General features: G+C 59.6%; 22 protein-coding genes, 1 tRNA gene and 2 pseudogenes. 11 read left to right on the forward strand and 14 right to left on the reverse strand.

What is annotated here, in order from left to right:
* Nucleotides 1-150: 150 nt before the first annotated feature.
* Nucleotides 151-1041, reverse strand: coding sequence for an N-formylglutamate amidohydrolase (locus tag ABIG06_RS16395; protein WP_370137842.1), 891 nt, complete (start codon nt 1039-1041; stop codon nt 151-153).
* Nucleotides 1042-1391: 350 nt separating this feature from the next.
* Here ABIG06_RS16395 and cpdR point away from each other — a divergent pair, with 350 nt between their 5' ends.
* The 4 genes from cpdR to ABIG06_RS16415 all read left to right on the forward strand — a co-directional run bounded on the left by cpdR (nt 1392) and on the right by ABIG06_RS16415 (nt 4641).
* Entirely contained in the window at nt 1392-1751 is a 360-nt protein-coding gene (gene cpdR / locus ABIG06_RS16400) for a cell cycle two-component system response regulator CpdR (protein ID WP_028179810.1), read from the forward strand.
* 72 nt (nt 1752-1823) lie between these two features.
* Nucleotides 1824-1898: transfer RNA gene (locus ABIG06_RS16405), tRNA-Val, on the forward strand.
* Nucleotides 1899-2326: 428 nt separating this feature from the next.
* The gene (locus ABIG06_RS16410) at nt 2327-3088 is read left to right on the forward strand and encodes a hypothetical protein (protein WP_124163234.1); all 762 of its coding nucleotides are present in this window, start codon (nt 2327-2329) and stop codon (nt 3086-3088) included.
* 257 nt (nt 3089-3345) lie between these two features.
* Nucleotides 3346-4641 (forward strand): ABC-three component system protein, encoded by a 1296-nt coding sequence (locus tag ABIG06_RS16415; protein ID WP_124163233.1) that lies wholly within the window; start codon nt 3346-3348, stop codon nt 4639-4641.
* Between the two features lie 17 nt (nt 4642-4658).
* On the opposite strand, the gene ABIG06_RS16420 is transcribed toward ABIG06_RS16415, so the two are convergent.
* The 4 genes from ABIG06_RS16420 to ABIG06_RS16435 form a co-directional block, all read right to left on the reverse strand.
* Nucleotides 4659-5933 (reverse strand): DUF2130 domain-containing protein, encoded by a 1275-nt coding sequence (locus tag ABIG06_RS16420; protein ID WP_158626792.1) that lies wholly within the window; start codon nt 5931-5933, stop codon nt 4659-4661.
* 140 nt (nt 5934-6073) lie between these two features.
* Nucleotides 6074-7651, reverse strand: a complete 1578-nt coding sequence (locus tag ABIG06_RS16425; protein ID WP_245333864.1) for an AAA family ATPase — start codon at nt 7649-7651, stop codon at nt 6074-6076.
* Nucleotides 7648-8052 carry a hypothetical protein gene (locus tag ABIG06_RS16430; protein ID WP_124163232.1) on the reverse strand — a complete coding sequence of 135 codons (405 nt, stop codon included), beginning with the start codon at nt 8050-8052 and terminating at the stop codon, nt 7648-7650. Before ABIG06_RS16430 ends, ABIG06_RS16425 begins: the two co-directional genes overlap by 4 nt.
* A 119-nt stretch (nt 8053-8171) precedes the next feature.
* Complete coding sequence (locus ABIG06_RS16435; protein WP_124163231.1) at nt 8172-9032, reverse strand: hypothetical protein; 861 nt, start codon at nt 9030-9032, stop codon at nt 8172-8174.
* Nucleotides 9033-9124: 92 nt separating this feature from the next.
* Here ABIG06_RS16435 and ABIG06_RS16440 point away from each other — a divergent pair, with 92 nt between their 5' ends.
* Entirely contained in the window at nt 9125-9358 is a 234-nt protein-coding gene (locus ABIG06_RS16440; protein WP_124163230.1) for a helix-turn-helix domain-containing protein, read from the forward strand.
* Between the two features lie 10 nt (nt 9359-9368).
* On the opposite strand, the gene ABIG06_RS16445 is transcribed toward ABIG06_RS16440, so the two are convergent.
* The 3 genes from ABIG06_RS16445 to ABIG06_RS16455 all read right to left on the reverse strand — a co-directional run bounded on the left by ABIG06_RS16445 (nt 9369) and on the right by ABIG06_RS16455 (nt 10933).
* Nucleotides 9369-9971 carry a LuxR C-terminal-related transcriptional regulator gene (locus ABIG06_RS16445; protein ID WP_124163229.1) on the reverse strand — a complete coding sequence of 201 codons (603 nt, stop codon included), beginning with the start codon at nt 9969-9971 and terminating at the stop codon, nt 9369-9371.
* Between the two features lie 10 nt (nt 9972-9981).
* Nucleotides 9982-10263, reverse strand: coding sequence for a response regulator (locus ABIG06_RS16450; RefSeq protein ID WP_124163228.1), 282 nt, complete (start codon nt 10261-10263; stop codon nt 9982-9984).
* Nucleotides 10264-10378: 115 nt separating this feature from the next.
* On the reverse strand, nt 10379-10933 hold the full coding sequence (locus tag ABIG06_RS16455) for an SDR family oxidoreductase (RefSeq protein ID WP_124163227.1): 555 nt from the start codon (nt 10931-10933) through the stop codon (nt 10379-10381).
* A 956-nt stretch (nt 10934-11889) separates the two neighbouring features.
* Between ABIG06_RS16455 and ABIG06_RS16460 the strand changes: the two genes are divergently transcribed.
* From ABIG06_RS16460 to ABIG06_RS16470, 3 genes and pseudogenes are all read left to right on the forward strand, one after another.
* Complete coding sequence (locus tag ABIG06_RS16460) at nt 11890-12336, forward strand: hypothetical protein (protein ID WP_199752273.1); 447 nt, start codon at nt 11890-11892, stop codon at nt 12334-12336.
* Between the two features lie 18 nt (nt 12337-12354).
* Complete coding sequence (locus tag ABIG06_RS16465) at nt 12355-13044, forward strand: GDSL-type esterase/lipase family protein (protein ID WP_124163226.1); 690 nt, start codon at nt 12355-12357, stop codon at nt 13042-13044.
* 225 nt (nt 13045-13269) lie between these two features.
* Nucleotides 13270-14707: pseudogene (locus ABIG06_RS16470) on the forward strand (IS1182 family transposase).
* 191 nt (nt 14708-14898) lie between these two features.
* Here the strand turns inward: ABIG06_RS16470 and ABIG06_RS16475 are convergent.
* The 4 genes from ABIG06_RS16475 to tnpA form a co-directional block, all read right to left on the reverse strand.
* Nucleotides 14899-15546 carry a tetratricopeptide repeat protein gene (locus tag ABIG06_RS16475; RefSeq protein ID WP_124163225.1) on the reverse strand — a complete coding sequence of 216 codons (648 nt, stop codon included), beginning with the start codon at nt 15544-15546 and terminating at the stop codon, nt 14899-14901.
* Between the two features lie 2680 nt (nt 15547-18226).
* Nucleotides 18227-19876 carry an IS66 family transposase gene (gene tnpC, locus ABIG06_RS16480; RefSeq protein WP_424578129.1) on the reverse strand — a complete coding sequence of 550 codons (1650 nt, stop codon included), beginning with the start codon at nt 19874-19876 and terminating at the stop codon, nt 18227-18229.
* Between the two features lie 44 nt (nt 19877-19920).
* Nucleotides 19921-20268: an IS66 family insertion sequence element accessory protein TnpB gene (tnpB, locus tag ABIG06_RS16485; protein WP_424578130.1), complete on the reverse strand. Its 348-nt coding sequence runs from the start codon at nt 20266-20268 to the stop codon at nt 19921-19923.
* Nucleotides 20265-20666, reverse strand: a complete 402-nt coding sequence (gene tnpA / locus ABIG06_RS16490) for an IS66-like element accessory protein TnpA (protein WP_424578131.1) — start codon at nt 20664-20666, stop codon at nt 20265-20267. Before tnpA ends, tnpB begins: the two co-directional genes overlap by 4 nt.
* 124 nt (nt 20667-20790) lie before the next feature.
* Between tnpA and ABIG06_RS16495 the strand changes: the two are divergent.
* Nucleotides 20791-21001 (forward strand): annotated as a pseudogene (locus ABIG06_RS16495) (hypothetical protein).
* Nucleotides 21002-21019: 18 nt separating this feature from the next.
* Here ABIG06_RS16495 and ABIG06_RS16500 read toward each other — a convergent pair.
* Entirely contained in the window at nt 21020-21220 is a 201-nt protein-coding gene (locus ABIG06_RS16500; RefSeq protein WP_124163223.1) for a hypothetical protein, read from the reverse strand.
* 370 nt (nt 21221-21590) lie between these two features.
* Here ABIG06_RS16500 and ABIG06_RS16505 point away from each other — a divergent pair, with 370 nt between their 5' ends.
* Nucleotides 21591-21698, forward strand: coding sequence for a CsbD family protein (locus ABIG06_RS16505; RefSeq protein ID WP_370137847.1), 108 nt, complete (start codon nt 21591-21593; stop codon nt 21696-21698).
* Between the two features lie 356 nt (nt 21699-22054).
* Nucleotides 22055-22321 (forward strand): hypothetical protein, encoded by a 267-nt coding sequence (locus ABIG06_RS16510; protein ID WP_124163222.1) that lies wholly within the window; start codon nt 22055-22057, stop codon nt 22319-22321.
* A 350-nt stretch (nt 22322-22671) separates the two neighbouring features.
* On the opposite strand, the gene ABIG06_RS16515 is transcribed toward ABIG06_RS16510, so the two are convergent.
* Nucleotides 22672-23859: an IS256 family transposase gene (locus tag ABIG06_RS16515; protein WP_199752527.1), complete on the reverse strand. Its 1188-nt coding sequence runs from the start codon at nt 23857-23859 to the stop codon at nt 22672-22674.
* Nucleotides 23860-23986 lie beyond the last annotated feature (127 nt).

Consider the following 23986-nt stretch of genomic DNA (forward strand, 5'->3'; position numbering starts at 1 on the left):
TAGACTTGGGCCGCTTCTTCATCAGAAGCGGCCCTTTTTTCTTTGCGCCTCTTTTTTCTTCGCCCCCCTTTTTGTTTCGGGTGCGCAGCGAAGCGAAGGCGCGTTCGCGCCAATCGCAGACAACATGATCGTAAGTCGAAGAGCCGGCGCCTATTCCGCCGCAGCCTGGAACGGGCCGAGATCGGCGAACGGAATCGTGGTGGCCAGCACGTCGGCGAGAACGCCGAAATCGGAGGCTACTTGCGCAAAGCGTGAACTCCGCTCGCGCCGCCGCTCGTCCATGTAGATCGCGCGATTGAGCTCGAGCTGTACCGCGTGCAGGCCGCTTGCGGGATTGCCGTAGTGTTCGGTGATGAAGCCGCCGGCATAGGGCTTGTTGCGGCCGATCGAATAGCCGAGGCCCGTCATGGTCTCCTCGACGCGATCGGGAAGCAGCGGCGTGCAGCTCGTGCCGTAGCGGTCGCCGATCACGACGTCGGGTCGGCGCGGCTCGTCCCTGCTGACGCCGACCGAGGGCATCGAGTGGCAGTCGACCAGCACCACGGTGCCGAACATCTGGTGCACCTTGTTGATCAGCCGGCGCAGCGCGCGATGGTAGGGCTTGTACAGCGCCTCGATCCGCCCCAGCGCATCGTCGACCAGGATGCGGTCGCGGTAGATCTCCTGGCCGTCGCCAACCACGCGCGGAATGGTGCCGAGGCCGCCGGCGACCCGCATCGAGCGGGTATTGGCAAAGCTCGGCAGCCGCCCGCTGAACATGCGGGGGTCGAGCTCATAGGGCTCGCGATTGACGTCGACGTAGGAGCGGGGAAAGTTGACCCGCACCGTCGGAAAGCCACGATCGCTCAAATGGCCGATCAGCTCGTCCATGAACGAATCTTCCGACCGCCGCAACGTCGGCAGGTCGATCCGCGACGCCGCCAGGAATTCGTCCGGATAGGTCGAGCCCGAATGGGGCGAGTTGAAGATGACAGGCGCGCGCCATTCGGCGGGCTCGAAGATCTCGAAGGCTGGCGACATGTCGCCGTCAAACCGGGTCATCTTCTCAAGCTTCGTCCTTACTCGGGCTTCGCCCCCTCGGCGCCTCACGATCCGGGATCGCTCCGGATCGAATGATTCGGCCGGTCGAACGGCTCTTATGTGTCCGTCATTGTCCGGAATCGCAACCATTCTGCCAAGCGAAAAGATGTGATGGACGCTGGAACATGTCTTAACCGTGCGGGCATCGTGGCGGGGACCAGTCGGTCCGGCTCGATTGATTTGGAGCCCGTTCCGTTTCACAAGTGCCGGCAGCGCAGCCGGCCCAAGGTAAAGATTTTCACCCCAAATTTACCCTCTGTCGGGCTTAGTGACCTCTGCTGATATCCTCTGGGGATTCGACGTTTCCTGCCATGGCAAAAATCCTGCTCGCCGAAGACGACAACGACATGCGCCGTTTCCTGGTCAAGGCGCTGGAAAATGCCGGTTTCCAGGTTTCGTCCCATGACAACGGCATGGCCGCCTATCAGCGGCTGCGGGAAGAGCCGTTCGAGATGCTGCTCACCGACATCGTGATGCCGGAGATGGATGGCATCGAGCTCGCCCGCCGGGCCTCGGAACTCGACCCCGACATCAAGATCATGTTCATCACCGGCTTTGCCGCGGTCGCCCTGAACTCGGATTCGGACGCCCCCAAGAACGCCAAGGTGCTGTCCAAGCCCGTGCACCTGCGCGAATTGGTCAGCGAAGTGAACAAGATGCTGGCGGCCTAAATCGGCCCCCTTCCGTCCTTGCGCCGGGTCCCCTGAGCCGTTATAGGGACCCCACCGATGAAATGACCTCTAGGGCACGTAGCTCAGCGGGAGAGCACTACCTTGACATGGTAGGGGTCACAGGTTCGATCCCTGTCGTGCCCACCATCCTCTTCAATGACTTAGGCGCCCCGCGCCCGAGGCCTGAAGGGGTGGTTTCCACGAAATTTCCACGAAGGCCCATTTCCGCGCGGGCCGCCCCGTCCAGATGAGGCTGGCTGCCCCAATGCGGGTGCTCGGTTTCCAGGCCCCTGGAGACGGATGCCGAAGCATAGCCTCGCTTCCCCCACGTTACTCCGAAGGTAACGCAGAAGACCGCGTGCTCTTTCTCTGTCATCTTCTCCGTCATTCCTTCGGCCTGAGCCATCACTTCTCTATCTCGCATCGAGCGCGCTAGATCGTATCGACTGGAGAGAGAGCGCGACAACAGTGTCACGCGAAGCGCCTCTGTCGTCAACAGCACATTTCTTTTGTTAAGCCAGTGCGCTGGCTTATACTAATGGGCCCTCACGCATCTCGATTCGGCGCCTCCGCGTATGTCACCATCTCCCGGAAGAATAGCCAGCGAGTGGCTCGCTTACATTCGGCCGCATGTCCGCCCCTACGAGGCGCTCGGCCGAGGCGATCGGCGCGACTACATCGCCAAGCTGTCGAAGCGGGTGAAGCTGAGCGATAACACACTTCGGCGTTTTATCTGGGCTGCCCAGTATCTGGATGCCGAGGGCATCACCAAACTGCCGTCTGGCGTTCGGATGCCCGTGGCTGCCGTCGAGCGCGTCGCTCGCATTGCAGCCCGCCAACCCGAGAAACGACAGCAATTGCTCAAGGACGTTGCCGAGGGCAGGCTCACCATCGTTGAACTCAGGGAGCTTCTCAAGAAGAGCACCAGGGCTGCTCGTAAGCGCCAGCGCATTGCAAACCCAGAAGAGCCGCTGGAGAATCGGGCGTTGGCGGCACTTAAGGCGCGAGGCGTTCTCAAACAATCCGATGCAGTGTTTGCTACGTTTCACGGTCTGGAGCATTGGCCGTACTTCGATTCCCAGGCGAATCCTGTTGTGGTTATTCTTCTTTCGCAGGACCGACGCATCGTCGCTATGAATGATCGACCGCTCGGCGGGACGACTGCCTCGTTCGCGAGGAAACGAAGGGAGTTCTTGCGCAACATCCTCGCCGGTACAGCCCTTTATGACCTGGTCCTCGTCTTCGCCTCGATATGGCACGATGACGTCGGGAAATTGATAGGGGCGATGCGGCCAGAGATGCGGCAGCGCGTTATTCTATTAGGGTCGGAAGCATAGGGACACAACAACGGCGCAAGTTCTTTCCCTCACTACTCTCGTAACCTCGACGTCCGGCGGAGTAGACGTCGGTGGGATCTCCAACATGACAAAAGCGCACCCACTATTTTCCAATTGATTGCCGAAGCGATATTGAGCCAAGATTACAACCATTACGCTGTTGCTGTGATTCCCCTCTGTTGCCCGGCGGGCCGTACTGGAGCCCAGAACCGCGTCAGATTGCCGTCACGTAAGCCCATTTGGAACAAGGTCACTGGATGCGTCGCGATTATCGCCTCTACGAACTAAGCGAGGGTGAGTTTGAAGAGCTCGTCGTCAAGATTTGCATCAACTGGCTGGGTGAAGGTGTCACGCCATTCGCGCCCGGTCGCGACGGCGGTCGTGATGGCAAGTTCAACGGCAAGGCCGAATGCTTTCCCAGCGCCAACATGCCCCTTGAGGGTCAGGTTGTCCTCCAGGCCAAGCACGTAGCCGTATTCGACAAATCATGCTCGGATAAGGATTTTGAGCGCCTCCTGAAAAAGGAGCACGCAAAAATTAAGCGGCTCGCAAAGAAGGGCCTATGTGACCACTACCTAGTGTTCACCAACCGCCGCTATACTGGAGGTGCCGACGAGAAGTTAATCGCCAGCCTGATGGCACTCGGCGTCAAGCGTGCTCACATCATCGGGGTTGAGCGTCTCAACGCCGCACTGGATGATATGCAGCATATCCGGGAATGGCTTCCGAACCGGAAAGATCCCATCCCGTTCCGCTTCGAACCGGACGATCTCATCGAAGTGATTGGCGCGGTCCACGACTACGCAGATGGGTCAGCGCTGAGCGCGGTCAACAGCGCCAGAGACTTTGAAAAGCTCAAGCTGCGAGAGGAGAAGAACAAAATCAATGGATTGTCAGACGAGTACTACAACCAGATCATCGTCAGCAACTCTTTCCCTCACTTTGCGCGGATCGACCATTTCCTGAAGAATCCCCGCAATACTCAGGTTGCCGCCCTTTATCACGACAGCGCCGACGAACTAAAGCAAAAGATACTGGCCGCCCGTGCCGAGTTTGCAACGTTCGATAATGTTTTTGCCTTTTTGATCGAGGAGATCCAAAAGAGGCGCGCTGCACTGAAGGGCAGGAGGCGTATGATAAGCGTCATGCTCCACTATATGTACGCCAACTGCGACATCGGCTCGAAGAAACTTCCATCAACCACGCAAACCGGCAAGACCTCTAGCCAGGGAGAAGGGACGAGTTACAAAAAGCTGGTCTGTGCCCTGTTCGATCTAGCTCTGCTGAAGGTGTATGAGGACGTAGGCTTCTTCCATTTTGTCTACCACGACGGAATCTTCGAAGCTCTGGACGACCGAAAGAAGCTGGCGCTGTTAGAGGTTGTGCGTGAACAGACGAGTACCAAGAAGATGCAATACATAATGACGCTAATTGCTTCAGACCTGCCGCGTATCGAAGAGAAGTCACCCCCCACGTTTGCGCCGGACGAAATTATACTTCGCCTTCACGACGACGGAGCCGACGGTCGCCTCTTCAAGATGGCAGAATTCTAACCTCTGAGGGGGCCAATCTACTCCGCCGCCTCGCCCTTCACCTCAATCATCAGCACATCAAGACTCTCGATCTCCTGCATCGCGCGGCCGGCGATTCCCTGGAGGTCGCCATAGAGACCGGCCGTGGAGTCGAGCACCCCACGGAGCTGTTCCTCGCGCTTGGCCCAGAGCCGCATCATCGTCTTGCGCTCGCGGTCGAGGTCGGCCTGCATGTCGGTGAACTTCTCGACGATCGCATCGATCCGGTGACGGAAGCGCGGACCGGTCAGATAGCCGTACATCATCTCCATCTTGGTCTGCTGGCCTTCCTGGGACTGACGGCTGCCGGCGAGGTCGATCAGCCCGTGCCGGAGTACGATCGCCAGCGGAACGGCGAACCGGGGCTCTGCGACCCAGACATTGTCGAGCAGACCGAAGGTTTCGATATCGTTCGGCAACGCGCTGGAGACAATAAGGGCGACCTCCGCTTTAGCAGCGCGCTGGTCGCTTCTGAGCTTGGTCAGCCAGTCGTCGCTCCAACGTTTGGTTCGCTTGGATTCCCACAGGATCGTGCCGCAAGTCTGCCCACCGGGACCGAACACGCGATGGAGGACGTCGCCACCAAAATCGCCCTTCGGCACCGGCTCGATGAGATCGCGCGGAAACTGATTGCGGAGCAGGGATTCCAGTTCGAGCTCCAGGGCTTCGCCTTGCAACTGCTGTGAGCCCTGTTCAGCACGGCGGCGGAGTTCTTCGATCTGCCGGTTCATGCCGGCGATCTGGGCTTCCTTCTCCGCGACTTTCGCCTTGAAGCCGTCCTCGGCCTCCAGCTTGGCCTTGTCGCGCACAGCGGCGAGTGCCTGCTGGACCTTCGTCTCGATCGTGAGCTCGACTTCGCGCCTGGCATCGTCGAGCTCGCGCTCCTTGCGGAGCATGTCCGCCTGGATCTTCTGGGCTGCGGCCAACTTCTCGTTGTTCGCTGCGAGTATTTGCTGCAAATCCGCCAATTGCCGGTCGCGTTCGCCGAGTTCATCGGCGATCGCCAGCCGTGCTCGCTTTGCTTCCATTTCGACGATATTGGACCGCTCCGCCTTCAGCTTTGCGGCGACCTGTTCGTCGACGGCCTCGCGAGCTTTCGCGATTTCTTCGCTGGCCTGCTTGAGCAGCGCTTCGCGCCGGCCAAAGTCCGCTTCCTTGGCGGCAAGCTGCTGGTCGAACTTGCGGCGCGTCTCCGCAATCAGGGGCGCCGCGAGCGATTCTGTCAGCTTGATTTCAGTGCGGCAGCTCGGGCAGACGATCTGGGGATCGGTCACGGTATTGGTCCTCGGATGATTGTCCGCGATAGTACCGGGCGAGGGTGCGCCGTTTAAGCCCTGCGCGCGGGTTATCCCGCGCAATTGCGGCGGCCGCGGCAGCGGCGGCCGTGTCTTTCCGTTGTTCTGTTCCACCATGATCAGTTCCTCAATGCTCGGACGTCGCGTTCGCGCAGGATGGCCTCGACGATGCGGCGCAGGCGCCGCACCGAGCCGCCGGCCCAGTGCTTCGCGACAGCTTCGCGCTCAACGCCGTCGAGCGGTGTCATCCAGCTCTGGTCGAGGCCGCGCTCCTTGGCGAGGTCAACGATCACGGCCGGCAGCAGCGCGTCCAAGTCATTCGCGGTCGGCTTGGGAAAGGTCACGATGCGGAAACGGTCTCTGATTGGACTTGGCAACGGCTCGAGGCGGTTGGCAGTGGCGATGTACGACACCTGCGACAGATCAAGATTGGTCTGGAGCGCGGGGTCGGGGTAGCGGACGCTCGTTTCCGGTTCGAGAAAGCCGAGCAGGCAGTCCCATAGCCGGCCGTAGTCGGACCTCGTCGCCGCTTTCTCCAATTCATCGAGGAGGACCAGCACATTTGCCGTTTTGCCTTGCGCGATGGCGAGAAAAGGATGGCAAGGCTCGCTAGAGTACCAGCGCCGGTCGGTCCCCCCGAACACCGCGCCGTCGGAACGACTGGCTTCGGTCCGCCAAACGTGGAGACCCAGCACCTCACCGAGCCGGCGGGCAAATCGGCTCTTACCGCCGCCGGGCTCGCCAACAATCAGAAGCGGGCGCAAACGGACCGTGGTGCGCCCAACAAGATCCGCCAGCGCGAAATCGATGACGTCGATGGCGTACGGGAACTCGAACTGCAGAACGCTGCGCGCCTCGTGGAGCGGCGGCACCTCAACGAGCGGCAAAGCAGTGTTAATGACGTTCTTCAGCGGGCCAAGGATTTCCTTGAGTTTGATGTTCTTCAACTCGGCCTCGGACAGACGCGCAACGACGAGATGACGGTCGGGAATGAGTTCAGGGTCCGGGACGGCTTCTTGCTTGACGGTTTCGGTCCGGTCCTCGGCTTCCCGCTTTTTCCGGCTGTCCTCCTCCTCCTTGAGTTGGAGCCGTAACGTGGCCTTGGCCGCGGTGATGCGGTGCTCGGCCAAGCGGTGCCCGACCAGGGAGGCGTTAATCGCAGCAGAGAACTTCTTCGGCAGAAAATGCGTGCAGGCCGGCAGCGCAGCCCAGCCATAGGTAAACCGTTCGAGATCGCAGCGAACCTTCTGTTCGACGTGCAGCGAATTCACCTGAAAGGCCTTGACCAGCGCCTTGGCGACCCTGCGGTGCTGCTGGAAGTGTTCGTCATCACGCGGCGTTGGCAAGCTCACGAGCCGGACGCTATCAGCAAGGCTCCTGAGAGCTGGCTCACTATGGGCTGCAGCGCGGCGATCGAGTTCAGTCGCCAGTGCCATTGCGGCCTCCAACGACCTGCTGGTGGCCCAAGCGACATTGTGTGGCAGTCCCGGGCAAAGCTCGTTGACTTCCGCGATAAGCCGTTCCTCAATGTGTTCGGCGCCATTGACGGCGAGCAGGGCATAGCGCAGAAGCCGCGGCAGGCCTTTGAGCCGCTCGTCCCAATCGGCCGAATCGGCGGCGGCGCCGGTCGTGACCGCGTCCTCCGCGGTTGGCAGATCCTGGTGATCGGCGCCGTCATCACCGCCATCGGTACTCAAGCGTCGCCCTCCTCATCGGAGAGAGCTTGCTTGACGGCCACTTCTGTCTGAGCAAACCAGCGCGGATCCCTCGTACGACCGAGATGGTGGGTGAGCCAAAGGGTCGAGAGCTCGATCTTCAGGGGGTGATCGAATTCGGCATTGCTAAGGATGTGCGACAAGACGAGGGCCGCCGTGGCGTCATCCTTGAGCGCGCAATGCAGAAGAGCCGACATGACGATATCGACTTGAAGATCGACGTCTCCTAGCGGCGTCAGCGACAGTGCCGCGGCGACGGCGGCAGCCGGATCGCCCTTGAGGGCGGCCGGGACGTTGTCGGTGACGCGGAGGACGGCTAGGCTTTCGAGAGTGGCGCCGAGATCAAGGCGTTCGGCCGCGCTGAACGCGTCGGGCGGCAGCATGCGCCACCACGCAAGCGGGTTTGAGTCATCCGAGGCGTATGGCCAGGGATTGCTGCGGCCGGCGATGGTGGAGTTTAGTTCGCGGACTTGACGCATGTGTGCAGCTTCTCCTATTGCCCTCACCGCGCGTTGGATGACACCGCGGGCGCTATCCACTGTCCGGGCCCGAGCGGGCGCGCCTGAAGAACGCTGGTCAGCCAATCGTGCTGTTCGATGGGAGTCTCAGGTTCGGGTGCCGGCTTAACTACCTTGGGCTTCCGCGCTGCGTTCAGCTTGCTAATGGCGGGCTCGAGGATTGCGCCGAGGCGCGTGTGCATCTCCTGCCGCAGCGCGGCGGTCATGGTCTCGATGCGCTCGACCACCGCGACGCCGAAGTGCGCGTTCAATTCATCGCGCACGAGCTTGATGTCACGCGAGAACCCCGAACCGCCGTAGTAGTCGATGACCGCGGTCGTCACTCGATCGACGTCATGTCCGAGCTTCTTGAGATGCGAGGCCAGCACGAGGCGGGTCGCGCGCAGATCCCTCTCGATCGGTTTGCGCTTGTTCCAAGCCGTTTCGCCATTGCCCCTTTTCACGTCGTAAGCGCCGGCCCAGCCGCGTTCGGAATCGATGACAATCAGGTCGAGCTTCGCCATCCTGATGACAGGCGAGTCCGACTTCAGTTGGATCTTCGCCAGGGCTGCGTTGGAGTTCTGGGAGGTCAGAAGATCGTTGGCCGCCACGGTGATCGGCACATGGATTTCGCTCAGAACTTCGAAACGACCGCTGGTGGCGAGCGTGTCTGCGAGCGTCGTCTGGATCAGAAGACCGTGGCGGCGCACGCAAGAAGAAATGACGGCGAACGATTGGGAGAGTTCGTCGCCGATAATCGGGTCGATCGAGAAGTTGGCTTCAAGGGCCGTTGCGACGACCTGCTTGGCCGCGCGGACGGCGTCCTCATTGGTTTTCAGCAATTCGGTGAGTGGATCGATAGGCACGTTGTTCTCCTCTGTATCGGGAGAACTTTTCTCATGGCCGGGACCAAATGTCAGTTGATCTGACAAATTAACCTTAATAGAATCTTTCCGACATGATTTCCGTAGAACAGATTCGCGCAGCGCGTAGCTGGTTAGGGATTTCGCAGCAGGAGCTTGCGGACGCTGCCGGCGTAGAGGTGAAGACTATTCACCGGATCGAGACAGGCTTTCGCGGAGCCACGGAACGAACCCTGGAAAGAATCCGACGGGCTTTCGAAGCGAGGGGCCTCGAGTTCATTTTCGACGGAAGCAAGCCGGTCGGTTTGCGAACCCGAAGCGCGCGCTAACGTAAGACTATCATCGCCGAGACTTCGCGGCCGCTTTTGGCGCGAGGCGGCCATCGCGCCAACGGAAGCGGGTTTCGACAGTTTCGCGAGCTTTACCTTGACTTCGATCCGCGTGTGTCGACACGACCGAATTCGTGCTCGACGAATATGCCTGTGGCTGCAATGAGCCATCCGGCGCTGCACGATGCAGATTGCAGTAGGCGGGCAGTAAGCCCTCATCCGAAACGCGTTGGGCAGCGTGGTCGTGGCTGGTTGCCAAGATGTCGTCGGGGCGGATCGCTCTTCCGTTCTGCGCCTGTCCGATTTTGTCCGCAATGCGAACCAGATCCGCGATGGACTGTGCCCCCATTTTGGTCATGATCCGGCCACTGTGAACACGGGCAGTATGCGTACAGATCCCTAGCCGGCCAGCTATGTGCTTGGGTCCAAGTCCTGCCGAGAGCAGCGCCATGGTCTCTCTTTCGCGGGGCGATAGCGACGCAAAGCCTCGCACGCAGTTCGTCCTGGATCTGCTCTTGCCGGTGCCGCGTGAGATCGCGTTCGATGCCGCGTCTGACCGCGTCGACAAGCTGTTCAATCTGGAACGGCTTGATGAGATAGTCGATGGCGCCATTCTTCATCGCCTAGACGCAGGTCCTTGCCTCGTCCTGAGCCGTCAGAAACAACAATGGTGTCTTGCGTCCAATCCTTGTCTGGTGGGATTGAAGATCGAGACCGCCGATGCCAGGCAACCGCACATCCAATATGATGCAGTGAAGTGGATTGGTCTCGCTTCTCATCAAGAAATCCTCGGCTGAATTGAATACCTCGACCGTCAGGCCAGCCGCGACGAGGCAATCCAGCGCCTTCGCTCGCGAGGAGCTGTCGCTGTCGATAACTGCTACTAGCGGTCGGTCAATGATCATCGGCTATATCGTCGGCACTCTTGATGGAGGACGGCATCGTTCCGCATCTCGGTGTACTTTCATCACGATAAGGTCGGGTATCGAGCTACGGAGCGGCTGCGCGAGATCGTTTCGATTACCATTTGCCGACATGTGCGCCGCCGTCGACGCGCAGGATCTCTCGCGTGATGCGGCGAGCCTCGATCACAATCTCCTGAATGCTCGAAATGCTTCCCATCGGGGACGGTCTGCGAAGAAAGTCCCAATCGGGTTTGCCCGCGAGGGCTGCAGTGATGCTGACAATGCTGCCGCCTGACGTTTGTGCCATGATCTGTATCTGTCTGATCGCGACTTGGGTCATGTAGATGAAGCCGTTGAGATTGGTGGAGAGCAGCTGCTTCAAATCATCACCCGGGTAGTCGGTGAACGGGTTGACCACGAAGATCTCAGCATTGTTCACCAACGCATCTATCGAGCTGAACTTGCCAACAGCTGTCTCGGCAACCCTGGTGGCTGTCGAGGCATGCCGACGTCCCCATCCACCAGGGCCAAGCTCGGAGAGGAGGGATCGCGTCACTCTGCGCGAGGTCGCGACGACGTTGTAACCTCGTTCAATGAATGTCCGTACCGCACTTAAGCCGATCCCCTGCAAGCCGCCGGTGACAATCACGGTCTTTGATCCTTGAGTCACGCTAGGTCTCCTTGCTCTAGCCGGGCAGTGGCGATGATTAGTTTCTTATCGCCGTGGAACTCGATCGCTGAATGTGCTGTGCCGCTTGGGGGCAGCTCGCTTGAAACGCGACCTCACAGCTTGCCAATTCGGAAGTCGGGTTCGCGAAGTTACATGCGCGCGAAGACGTGACTTCGCTTTGCTCTCGTTGGCCCAACGCACGCCGGGATAATGAGCGAGCAGAGTAGCTGGATGTACCCCACGAACGAGAACGCATTCGGTTCGGCCACTACGCCGGTTGAGGTAGAAGCCGCACACCTGCACGTCGTCAAGCGGCAATGACGGAAGAGGCGCGAGCTAAGGCAGCGCTGCTTGAGATCGCCGAAGAGTATCGCGCGCGGGCCGAACACCAAGAGCGGGAGCTCCCTGAGAGGAGCAAAAGCTAGTGAACGTCGCCTTATGGCCCATCTGCGAAGTTGCACCGCATCTGACGGAGGTCCCCTCATCACGCCACAGCGGACCAGATTTGCTCAACCGCAGTTCTTCGCATTTTGACCCAACCCGGACATCAGGGGCTGCGCAGCCTCTACCGAGGGGGCCCACGATCAACGAAATATGCCCCCGGATACGCCTTTGGACTCATCTCGGGCTGACGGTTATTTCACCGGCTCACCCATTCAAAATTCCGAGTTGCGGGCGCATATTGTAGCGATAGGGCGCCGCGAGGTGACTTAATGAAACGCCGCGATTTTGTCGCTCTTCTCAGCGCTGCGGTAGTCGCCTTGCCCCTCGCAGCCCACGCGCAGCAACCAGCGGTGCCGCGGGTCGGCTACGTCTGGAGCGGCGCTCGCGGGACGGACGTGTACTACCAGACCGGATTCCGTCAAGGACTAGAGGTCTTCGCATTTTGACCCGTTGCGGACTTTTGGATATCGGTACTAGAGAACCCTATCATCGTGGATTCCGGGGAGCAGAGCTTGAAGAACATTCAGATCATCGATCCCGCCGTCAACGCGACGTTCAGCTTGTTTCAAGCGACTGATGATGAGTTTGCTGCCATCTTTCCTGGGGCGGGCCAAGACTTAGAGTTGATCGAGGACTTTACCGAACGCGTAGGGGAAGAGCAGGCTTTGCGAATATTGTCGCCCGTATGGGAGCGCCCTATCTTGAAGCGCGATGCGCAAGGTATCCACGGGACGCTGTACTACGAGTACGCGGACCGGAAGCAATATCTTCCGGCATCCAGGAGAGAGGTCGACTGGCCCGATTCCTACGTTAATCTCGCGCAGCGCAAGCCGTCCGAGCGAATGAGCCGCGCGAACTGCCATCGGCGGGCGCCACGATACACAACAGAACCGACAGTCCCTTTGTGCCGGTCTCTCACTGAGCGCTGCCAGCTCAGGCACGCGAAACGATCACGTTGATCGCAACGAGGCAGCACGATGAAATCAAGACTTGGAAGGTTCATTACGCCATTTATCGCCACGCTCGCTCTTCGCGCGATAGTCATTGTCGCCACGGTTTGTACTGTACTGACGTGGGCCACGATCCACAGCGTTCGCGCCGAAGAAAGGGTGATCAAGATCACGGTGCTCGGGGATTCTCTCATCGAAAATAAAGGTGTTCCCGTTGCCCATCGTTTCCCGGACAAACTTGAATTTGCACTGAAAGCCAGAGGTCAATCAGTCGCCGTAACCAATGCCGGCTGGGCTGGTGACACAGCCGCAAAAGGTCTCGCCAGATTGGACCGAGTGATCACCGACCAACCCGATGCGGTCATTGTGGTGCTCGGTGCGAATGACATGGTCTGGGGAATCGATCCAAATGCTACTCGTGCCGCGCTGGCGGAAATTTTACGTAAACTCGAAGCGCGGCGGATTGCCGTGCTTCTTTGCGGCGTGCGGACGCAATCAAAATTTGGAGAAGAATACAAGAATGCTTTTGCGGCGATGTTTTCTGGTCTTGCCAGCGAGCACAACGTGCTGTTCTACCCAGCTTTCGATGATGCGTTTGTCGATGATGCCCAACTCAAAGCGCTCGATGGTCTACACCCGACCCCGGCCGGAATCGAGGCGGTCGTAACGCGCATCCTACCACAAGTCGAGGCCCTGATCGCGAGCGCGCGCCGCTAGGGACCGTTGAGACTCACGATTGGCATGAAGAAGGCTGCTACGTCGTTAGCGCGGGCAATTCCGACAATGGCCCTCAGCCGAATTGCCTATGAACGGCCGCAAAGGCCCCTTTCGAAGGAAAGCCGGACCTGACGAGCTGAGTGGTCGAAACCGCCGCTTGTGACCCTGGCTGTGTGAAAAGTCTCGGCCTGCTATAGTTCTCCTGCTGAATCGGTGGGGGACATGATGCCGGGCTTTGTTGCGGGGATGGACCGGGGGCAAGCGACGCTGTTGCCGGAATGCCTCGACGACTGGGTCGACGACAGCCATCCTGTTCGCGTGATCGATGCGTTCGTCGAGATGCTGGATCTGCGCGCTCTTGGCTTCACCAGCGTCAATCCGGCCGACACCGGTCGTCCGGCTTATCACCCCTCGATCCATCTGAAGCTCTACATCTACGGCTATCTCAACCGCGTGCATTCGAGCCGGCGGCTCGAGCGCGAGGCGGGCCGCAACGTGGAGGTCATGTGGCTCTTGGGCCGGCTGGCGCCGGACTTCAAGACGATCGCCGATTTCAAGGACAATGGGCCGGCGATCAAAAAAGTCTGCGCGCGCTTCGTCGAGGTGTGCCGCGAGATGGGATTGCTCGCGAAGGCCAGCGTCGCGATCGATGGCAGCAAGTTCAAGGCAGTGAATAACCGCGACAAGAACTTCACGCAGGCGAAAGTCGAGCGCCGGCGGAAGCAGTTGGAGGAGAGCGTGGCACGCTATCTGGCACGACTCGACTCCGCAGACCGGCAGGATCCGTCGGAAGTCGTCACGCTGAAGAAGATGCGTTACAAAGAGAAACTCGAGAAGTTGAAATCCGAAATGGCGAAGCTGGCGGCTATCGAGAAGCAGGTTCTGGCCGCGCCCGATAAGCAGGTTTCGTTCACCGATCCCGACAGCCGCTCGATGGCGACCAGCGGGGCGCGGCTCCGGCGTCGTCGGCTACAATGTGCAGACGGCGGTCGACACTGAGAACCATCTGATCGTCGCGCACGAGGTTACGAATGTGGGCTCGGATCGCTCGCAACTTGCGAATACGGCGCAGGCGGCCAAAGAAGCGTTGAAGGTCGAGAAACTTGAGGCCGTCGCCGATCGCGGTTACTTCAACGGCGAGGAGATCAAGGCGTGCGAGGACGCCGGCGTCACCGTGACGTTGCCGAAGCCGATGACATCTGGTGCCAAAGCGGAAGGCCGTTTCGGCAAGCAGGATTTTGTTTATCTGGCTGAGGAGGATGTTTATCGCTGCCCGGCCGGGGAGCAACTCACCTATCGAATGACGACCGTGGAAAACGGCCAGAACATGCGCCGGTATTGGACAAATGCGTGCCGAGCCTGTCCGCTCAAGGCGAAATGCACGAAAGGCTCGGAGCGGCGGATCACCCGCTGGGAGCACGAGCAGGTGGTCGAGGCTGTGCAGGAGCGGCTCGACAAGAACCCCGAGGCGATGCGCACGCGGCGCGAGACGGTCGAGCATCCGTTTGGCACACTGAAGATGCGCATGGGCGCGACGCACTTCTTGTGCAAGACGCTGCCCAAGGTTGCGACCGAGATGGCGCTCTGCGTGCTCGGCTACAACATGACGCGCGTGCTGAATATCGTCGGCGTCAAGCCGCTGCTGGCGGCGATCGCGGCCTGAGACGGCCCCACTGCAGGCTCTGCACAGCCTGAGAGCCGGTCAGGTTTACCTGATGATGAACCAGCTTGCCTCCCAGACCCGAAATCGGAAAAATATGCTCGAAACCGTCACCTTGCAGCGCATCCAGCCTGGAGCGGCTCGCCGATACCCCATCCGCCGCGTTATCACACGGCCAAGACCCAGAGCCGACATCACTCCTTCGGCACTCCGGCCAAGTGAAACCCTTTTACGGCGCGCTTGGCACCTGCGAGAAACGCCGGATTGTCGCTTACTGAAAAGCTTTTGAAGCGTTTGATAGCAAACGTCGGATTTAGCGCAAGCCCCGCTTGCACGGCAGCCCACGCCTCCTCCTGCTTACCGAGAAGCGCGAGCGCAGCAGCCAGCCCAAAATGCGAGGTGGGATGATTACGGTTGGTCTCGATGCTGCGACGGAACCAGCTGAGTGCTTCGTCGTCCGCGCTAACCTGCAACTTGGCGAAGCCTACCATCATTGACCATTGGAAGCTCAGGATATCGCGAGGAGAGAGACGAAATGCTTCACTGATATGAGTCTCGGTCTCTGCTCCGCGCCCCATAAAATACTTGGCCCAGCCGATCAGCGCGTGCGCCTCAGCTATGTTTCGATCCAGCGCCAATGCTCGTTCGCACTCAGCAAGGCCCTGAGCGGCTCGGCAACTACACATGAGCACGCCGCCCAAAGCTAAATGGGCAAACGCATGATTAGGCGCGAGGGACAGCACCCTTCCCAGCGCGGCCTCGGCCGCCACAAGATGCGCGGTTCGTTCGTCGGTAAAGAAGCTACTTCCAACCACAAGATCGACAAACGCAATGCCCACCATCGCTTCGATATTTCCAGGATCGAGGAATAGCGCCCGTTCAAAAAAAAGCCCGCGCTTGTTCCATATGTTCAGGCGTCCACCCCTTGTTCCACGAAGCTTTACCTTGGAAGCACAGATCCATTGAACCGCGATGCACAGATCGTTCTGACCGCTGGGCCTCGAATTCTGTCAGCTGAGCATTTAGCGCATTGGGGCGGAGGATTTCGTAGGATCTAACCCCAAAAATGATGTACCTTCGAGGTCGCGGTGTTGAAATCTCAATGCCTGAGAACTCGCAATAGCGCTCTGGTCACTTGCCGCCGTCTGCGTGGTGGCGTTCAGTGTGGCCGCAATCGTGTCTCCTCACTGATCGAACAAGAGACCGTCTGCCTCCCGCCGGGGTCGAGGAGCCAGCGCCGCTGGGCGCCGCAGCAGGTGGTGATTGTTCGACGCCAACTTCGCCGCAACGCCCGGCCCCAGTGGCGGCAGTGGCCGCAGCCTCCACTGCGCCGAGGCGGGCGACGACGCAGCGGTGTGTGGTCGGCCTCGGCCTTAAGCTTGAATTGAGCGATGGGCCAATTGCTCGCCTAGTAAACGCACTGTCTGACCCAGTAGCCACCGCTCACCCGTATCCACTGACATGGCTCGGCGGGGCTCTTTGATGATCGGCCACCCGTGAATATCGATGTTTGTTGGCGCGGTGATCCGCGCCAAAAGACAGCATTCGCTTCGGAGGAATGGAAGACCAGAGCTCCGGCGAAGCAGGTAGCGGCTACACAGCACAGCAGGAAACGGCTCATTTGTCTGATCCCGGTGAGACGTTGAACCCTTGCGAATGCTACGCGAGCCGCCGGGTTTTATCCACACCCGGGCAAACAAGAGCAGCTAGGTTTCGCAGTACCGTCAGCGAAAGTTGCCGAATTCCTTGAGCGGGCTGAGCACTACGCAGCGCTAAAAAAAGCAGCTGAAACACTTGCCGACCCGCCGCATTTACGAACAAATGGAAGCAGCTACCGCATTCCCGCCCAGAGCCAGTTGCATCTGAATTTCCGTTTTTAGGGGGTTTTTGATCCATGTGCCCAACTCAATGTGAGTACATTGCTGCGTTGATCAAGCTGCACGACCAACATATTGAAACTCTTCGCGTCAGCCCCGCGATTGAGAAGGAATATGCGGAGATGCTTCTGTTGAGGGAAAGGATAAGAACGGCACTCGATAGGAAAGACCACGTCCTCGCCCCGGAATTGATCGGCTCTAGGAACCGGCCCATTTCTCGAGCATAGGAGGCCGACATGATCGAGACTGCACCGACGCAAGTTATACTTGCATGCTCGAAATGCGGAGAAGCGTACAGCGCAGTTCAAGCCCAATCGTCTGTGAACAGGACAAAATCGTTTCAACTGTTTAGTCTGCGCAGCCGTGGTCCTCAGCTGGATGGGTGACTACGACCATAGCGACTGAAAGCCGCTTCCGACGCGGCCCGAGAGAGCGATCTGATCCCCGAGAGAGGAGCGAACTTCACTGGGCCGCAGAGTTGTTACCATTTTTTCCCAATCCTAAATCATTGTTTACAATCTGCTGTCATCCTTGTTCGCATGCTGAAAGGTATTGTGATCTGCTTTTTCGCCTTCGTATTTTCAAGCCCTGGACGGCTACCTGATGCCGGTCGGCATCGCGACGCGGTTGTTACAATGCTGATCGAGATCGACGACAGTTGGAGCCGCTAGCGCTTTCGCTCCAATGGGACAGCCAGGGCACATAGAACTCATCGTCTCGCCTGCGATACGTCGCGCGATGATTGCGATCAACGACCAGAAAGCGTTTCGCGCTTTACGGTCCAAATGGGAGCGTCTGGAAGTGCGAGCGCGATGGTGTCTCGCCGCGCACACTCTGGAAGCTGCTCGCGAATCTCCTGATGGAGGACGAACCGCAGACAACCGTTACGACGGCTTCACTCACCACAGTCCGTATGCGCCTGAGCAAGGTTGGCCTAAATGTCTTGAAAGCGAACTTAGTCAGGAAGGCATGACGCTGGCGCTAATGCTCGATCTTCCTTCGGAGCTACCATCACGGCGCGTCAATCGGGCGACGGCCGTTGCAGCGTCTCCGCTCATCCCATGGCGCTCGCATCCAGACATTGCGCCGTTAAGGAACTGGTTACTAGTCACTGTCACCTTTGCTGTATTAGGCCGCGATATGCGGCAGTGCATTCCGAGAACGGTTTAATACTTCGACACGCCCGGTTGGCGGTTTCTTGAAGGAGAGGCCCAATGTTTAAGGGCTTCACGGTGGCAGTTGTGGCGTTGATTAGCACAGCGCAGCTGGATCGATACCTAACCAACGGTCGGTACACCGACGCGGCTATAGCTATGCTGCGGCAAATTGGGCGCTCGTTTGGTTTTTGAATATTATTGGACGCGGAGGCGCGTGATGGACATCTCATGGGCTGATCTCGATAGCGATGAGCAGCGCACCATTGCGATATTGGGAGCCGGACTTTCCATTGAACTGTGCGACCCTCTTGCCCTCCTGACGCTAAGGCGGCTCGGTCTGGTCATAGGGTCGCATTTGACCGCCGCTGGACACAATCTGCGAAGAGATGCCGTTGTGAAGAGTGCCGCGGGGTAGGCATACGATGAAGACCGCCCGATTGCCGCGTGCGCGCGGGCCCGGCGAGCTCTATGATGGCGTTGCGTGAAGGTCAGGCGGCCTGTTGACCGGCGGGGTTGCCGGCTTGGCCCAGCTTCCATTCCCAGGGCAGCAGTTCGTGCAGACGCGATGTGGGAAGGTCGGCGATACGGGCTAGGACGTCGGCGAGCCAGGCCTTGGGATCGACCTCGTTGAGGCGACAGGTCGTGATCATCGTCAGCATGATGGCGGCACGGTCGGCGCCGCGCTGGCTGCCGGCGAAGGTCCAGTTCCGCCGTCCCAAGGCGATGCCTCTCAATGCGCGCTCGGCACAATTATTGGTCAAGCAGATCCTACCATCGTCGAGGAAGCGGGCGAAGTCGCCCCAGCGCCTGAGCATGTAATTCATAGGCTTCAGGACCTCGGAGGAGCGCGAGAGGGTTTCGCGCTCACGCAGCAACCAGACGTGCATGTCCTCGAGAAGCGGCTTGCTCTGTTCCTGGCGCACGGCACGCCGCTCCTCGGCGCCGCGGCCGTTGATGGCGCGCTCGATCTCGAACAATGCATCCAGGCGTCTGACCGCCTCCAGTGCGATCGGAGAGACCGGTTTGCCCTTCTTACCTTGCCGAGCATTTTTCTCGATGTCGGCCAGGTCGAAGAAGCCCCGTCGTGCATGGGCATAGCAAAACGCCGGCGTAATCGGCCGCGCCTTCTTCTGCGGATCGAACAGCGGCTCGAACCCGCTGTAGCAATCGGCTTGCAGGATACCGGCGAAGGCGGCCAGATGCTTCTGGGGATGCTCGCCTCGTCGGTCGCTCGAGGCGTAATAGACCGCAGCCGGCGGCGCGGGCCCGGCGAAGGGCCGGTCATCTCGCACATAAGTCCAGATCCGTCCGGTGGTACACTTGCCCTTCGCCAGGATACGGATGGTGGTGTCATCGCCATGAAGGCGCTCGGCCGCGAGCACATGGCGTTCGATCAAATGGAAGAGCGGCATGACGGCGAAGGTGCCGTGGCCGACCTGGTCGGCCAGGGTCGACAACGACAGGTCGATCCCCTCGGCCTTGAAGCGCGCACTCTGGCGGTTGAGCGGGATATGCATGCCGAACTTGTCGAACAGGATCGTCGCCAGCAATTGTGGGCCAATGAAGCCGCGCGGCGTGGCATGGAACGGCGCGGGCGGCTGGCTGATCTTCTCGCAATCGCGGCAGGTGAACTTCTCCCGTACCGTCTCGATCAACTTGAAGCGGCGTGGGATCTCCTCCAGCGTCTTGGTCACATCCTCGCCGATCTTCGCCAGCCGCGATCCACCGCAGCAGGCGCAGCTCGTTGGAGCCTCCATGACGACGCGCTCGCGTTCGATGTCATCCGGCCATGGCTTGCGCACCGGCCGCTTGCGCGTGAAGGAACGGACGTTCTGCGTCTTTGCTGCTGCAGCCTGCGCGGCAAGCTCATCTTCGCTCGCTGTGGTAACGAGTTCCTCGAGCTCCAGCTCCAACTGCTCGAGCAGCCGTGCCGTGCGCTCGGAGCGCGGCCCGTACAGTTCGCGCTTGAGCTTCTCGATCCGCAGCTCCAGATGCGCGATCAGCGCCTCGTTGTCCGACAGCTCCGCCCGCACACTGGCAGCCACCGCCTCGGCGTGTAGCCGCGCCTCACGCTCGGCCTGCAGCGCCGCCAGGGCACTCGCAAGGTCCGATGGAAGATCGTCCGGCTTCGACATCATGAAGCCAGTGAATCAGATCAAGCCGCAGATTCAAACATAAAACGCTATCCGATCCGCGTTGGACGCTGGGTTTCTTGTGGGTTGCGCCAATCGATCCCTGACAACAGATAGCTCAACTGCGCCGGCGAGATCGTGACTGATTCACCGGCAACCGATGGCCAGATGAACCTTCCTCTCTCAAGTCTTTTGGTAAACAGGCATGCTCCCTGGCCATCGTGCCAGATCATCTTCACAAGATCGCTGCGGCGACCACGGAAGACGAACAGATGACCGTTGAGCGGGTCTTTGTGCAGCACCTCCTGCACCTGGAGTGCCAACGACGGAAAGCCTCTGCGCATATCGGTGTAGCCTGTCGCGAGCCACACTCGCGCGCTGGTCGGAACCGGGATCATCGGCGCACCAGGGCATCGACAACGCGACGCAGCGCGTCTCCATCAACCTCGCCATCGACCCGGATGCGGTGTCCGCTACCCAGATCAATCTCGATGATGCCCTGGCTCCTCCGTCGACGCGCCGGCGCCGTCGTCAACGGCACTTCGGTCAGGTCCCGCGGCGGCACAGACGGTCCGATCTCGACTGGCACGAACGGCGCCATACTCGTCTCACCGCGCTTGCAAAACTCTTTGCGCCACCTGAACAGCTGGCTCACATGAAGGCCGGCCATGCGAGCCACCTCGGAAACAGTGGCTCCGGGCGCGAGCGATGCGGCAACTAGTCGTTCCTTCTCATCTCGCGACCACCGCCGCCGCCGCTCGACGGATGTGATCACCTCTGCCCGCGAAATCGTCATAGCGCTTCTCCTAGGATTACCCCTAGGACCTGCAGCGCTCGCCTCCCTCAAACAAGGCGGCTGTCAACGGAGGCGTACGCCGCGGGCTAAGCGTTGCGGGTGTTCATTGAGACTAGGATCGGGGATGCCAAGCGCAATCGAACTTATTGTAGACGCTTACGTTCGCCTCAATGACAGGAGAGCTCTCGACGATCTGCGCATACAGCGCCGGAAGCTGGCCCGACCTGAAGGCACGCACCGACTTTGACTGCCGGACAACCATTCAGCAGATCGAGGAAGATATCCTCGTGATCGAGGCTGGGCTGGCGCAGCTGGATGGTGCGGCGACGAGCTAAGCCGCCGACCTGCTCGACCTAGATCATCCGCTCCTTGGTGACCCGCAAGCTGCGAACGTAATAGCCCTGTCTTTGAACGGCTGACTTGATCTCGTCGCTGACTTTGAGAACTCGTTTTCTGCTCTTGCGCCAATTATTTGCAGAGTAAGCGCCGGGTATCGCGGCCCCTGTGCTTAGAACGAGCAAGTCCCGCTTGCCATTGCGATAGACATCAAACACTTTCCGCCCCCGCTGATTGTATCGAAGTAAACACGAAGTATGTTTCAGTCATTCTGCTCGGTCAGCTTACTACCTCGAATGGCCGTGCGGGTTGCAAATGTGCAACGCCCCGCGACTTCTGCTTCACCAGCAAAGATGCGGTGGAACGTCCTTTGCGCCTGACCGCTCGCCTCGGGATTGCACACCCTCAGTGCCACGGCGCTACAAAAGTAGCCACCGAGGACGAACATTCGTGGGTCAAGTCTATTGCCGCATAAGAGGTCCACTCAGCCGATTGGCTTTGCTCACCAGCACTATTCGGAACGTTGCACTTTCTGGTGCGTTGGGTGTCATCCAGATCTAAGGAGCGCGTTATGGATCGCGCGAGCATGTGAAAGGTGCTGCTGATAAGGCCAAGGGCAGCATTAAGGAAGGCGCCGGTAAGCTAAGCGGCGATAAGGACCTGCAAATGGAAGGCAAGGCACAATGCCGCAGGTGACGTTAAGGATGCGGCGAGAGACGCAGCAGACGCCATGAAGAAGTGAGTTCCGCTCATTATCTAGGTTTAGCGCTCGCCGCTCCTTCCGGGGGGCTTTTGTTTGTGCTTCTAGAAAGAAAGCGCGCGCAAATGCAGCGGCCATCAGAACCTGAGCACATCATCCAACAACTGGCCGTTGCGGCACCTTCACCTCGTTCCAAGGCTTCGTTCTGAGGACGTGGCCTTTCGGAACTCTTGCAGTCCGCAATGAGTTACAAAGCCGCCGACAGGAGGAGCATGAGCGGTCGCGTGCGCGGTAGCACGTGACGGTTGCTTGATCGCGCCGGCCGGCAGCACTTGAACAGAGAGAGGCGACAATGAAGGCAAGACTTCTTCTTGCTGGCGCATTAATCATCGGATGCGCCGCCCCGGCACTGGCCGATGAGTACTATGTCGTGCAGGGTCCGAACCGCCAATGCACCGTTACCACCACACGTCCGGCGGACAAGGAGGTCGTAACACAGATCGGTCCGCTGGCTTTCAAGAGCCGCGTGGAAGCCGAAGATCGCATCAAGCAGACCAAAGTCTGCGAGGAAGGGACGGTTGGCAGTAGCGGCAGCACGACTGTCATCAAAGAGAAATAGTCGAGGGCATCATTCCTGAACGTCTTTGGCTATTCGAGAAAAGTCGCGCCCATCCTGTCGGCGCGACTTTTTGTTTGCCATGCCGGCATTCGACCAGTGGATTTCTGGCGCGTGCCTCTGCGGCGACGATGATTGCTGAAGTTAGCGAACTGGCCGGGTGTCCGCGGCGACGGTGGCATGCCCCAAGTGCATCAGCGCTATCATCTCTCCCACCTTCGATGTTGCGCGTCGCGGGCGCGGGATAGTCCGGGAAGTCGCCGGCTCGGCTGCAAGTTGCCGATGTGGACACCGACCACGCCGGTAGGGCGCGAGGATGGCGGGGTACTGTCCAGAATCTTTCGCACTTTTGATCAGGCGACGGCTCCGGTTTCAGAGAGTTGTGGCTGATAGAGCGGTCGCATGTTCATGTAGCATTTGGTCGACCACGCCGTTCCGGCAATGTGCCGCAGCCGGGCCGCCGCTAAGTTGAGACAGGATTGACCGTCGGGGAAGGCGCCGACGACACGGGTTCGTCGCCGGATCTCCTTCATGATGCGCTCGAGCGGATTGTTCGTTCGAATCTTCCGCCAATGGATGTCCGGAAAGGCATAGTAGGCGAGCGTCTCGTGAACCGCCTGCTCGACGAGATCAGCAGCTTTGGCCATACGGCTGGCCCGCAGATCCGCGATGACGGTCCTGGCTTTCTCGTCGGCCGCGGCGCGGCTCTCCTGGGCATGAATGGCCTTGAGCATGTGGCTCACCTCGCGGACCCGGGTCGACGGCACGTGGCTGAAGACATTGCGATAAAAATGCACCATGCAGCGTTGATAGCGTGCCTCCGGCAGATAATCCGCAACGCTTTCGACAAGACCTCGGCACGCGTCGGAAACCACCAGCTGCACGCCCTTGAGACCGCGATCGACGAGATGCCGCAGAAACGAGGACCAGCCGGATTTGTCCTCCTTGGCGCCTTCACAGATGCCGAGGATCTCCCGGAACCCCTCAGCATTGACCGCCGAGGCCACCAGCAGCGACACGTTGCGAACCTCACCAGCCCAGCTGCGCTTCATCACGATGCCGTCGAGGTAGAGATACGGATGCTCGCCTTCGATCCTGCGATTCCGCCACGCCTCGATCTTGGTATAGATCTTCTTGTTCAGGTTCGACACTGTGCTCGGGCTGACCCGGGTGCCCCACAGCGCCTCCGTGATGTCTTCGACCCGCCGAACCGAAATCCCGGCCAGATACATCTCGATCAGCGCCTCCTCAACCGAGCTCTCCCGCCTCCGGTAGCGCTCGATAATCGCCGTCTCGAAGGTTTGCCGCCGTAGCTTCGGAACCTTCAGATTGACGTCGCCCGCCTTGGTCTGCAGCGTTCGCTCGTAGCTGCCTGCCCGCGTGTCCTGCCGCGCCGGGCTGCGCTCATACCGCCCAGCACCGCACAGCTGGTCCGCTTCGGCCTCCAGCATCGCGTTCAGTGTCTCTTCCACTGTCCCGCGGACCATCTCGCCCAGGTGATCTCGAATCCGGGCCTCATCAATTTGGATCACCTGACCCATGGCATTCCCATCGTTCATTCAAAGCTCCTTCATTCTAGAAGAAGCCGTCAATCCTGAAAGTGCGAAAGACTCTGTACGTTATCGGATGGCGGCTTGGTTAATTACCCTTGAGTGCAGCTCCTTGCTC

This window comes from Bradyrhizobium sp. USDA 326 (assembly GCF_049739485.1).
In the GTDB taxonomy this organism is placed as follows: Bacteria; Pseudomonadota; Alphaproteobacteria; order Rhizobiales; family Xanthobacteraceae; genus Bradyrhizobium.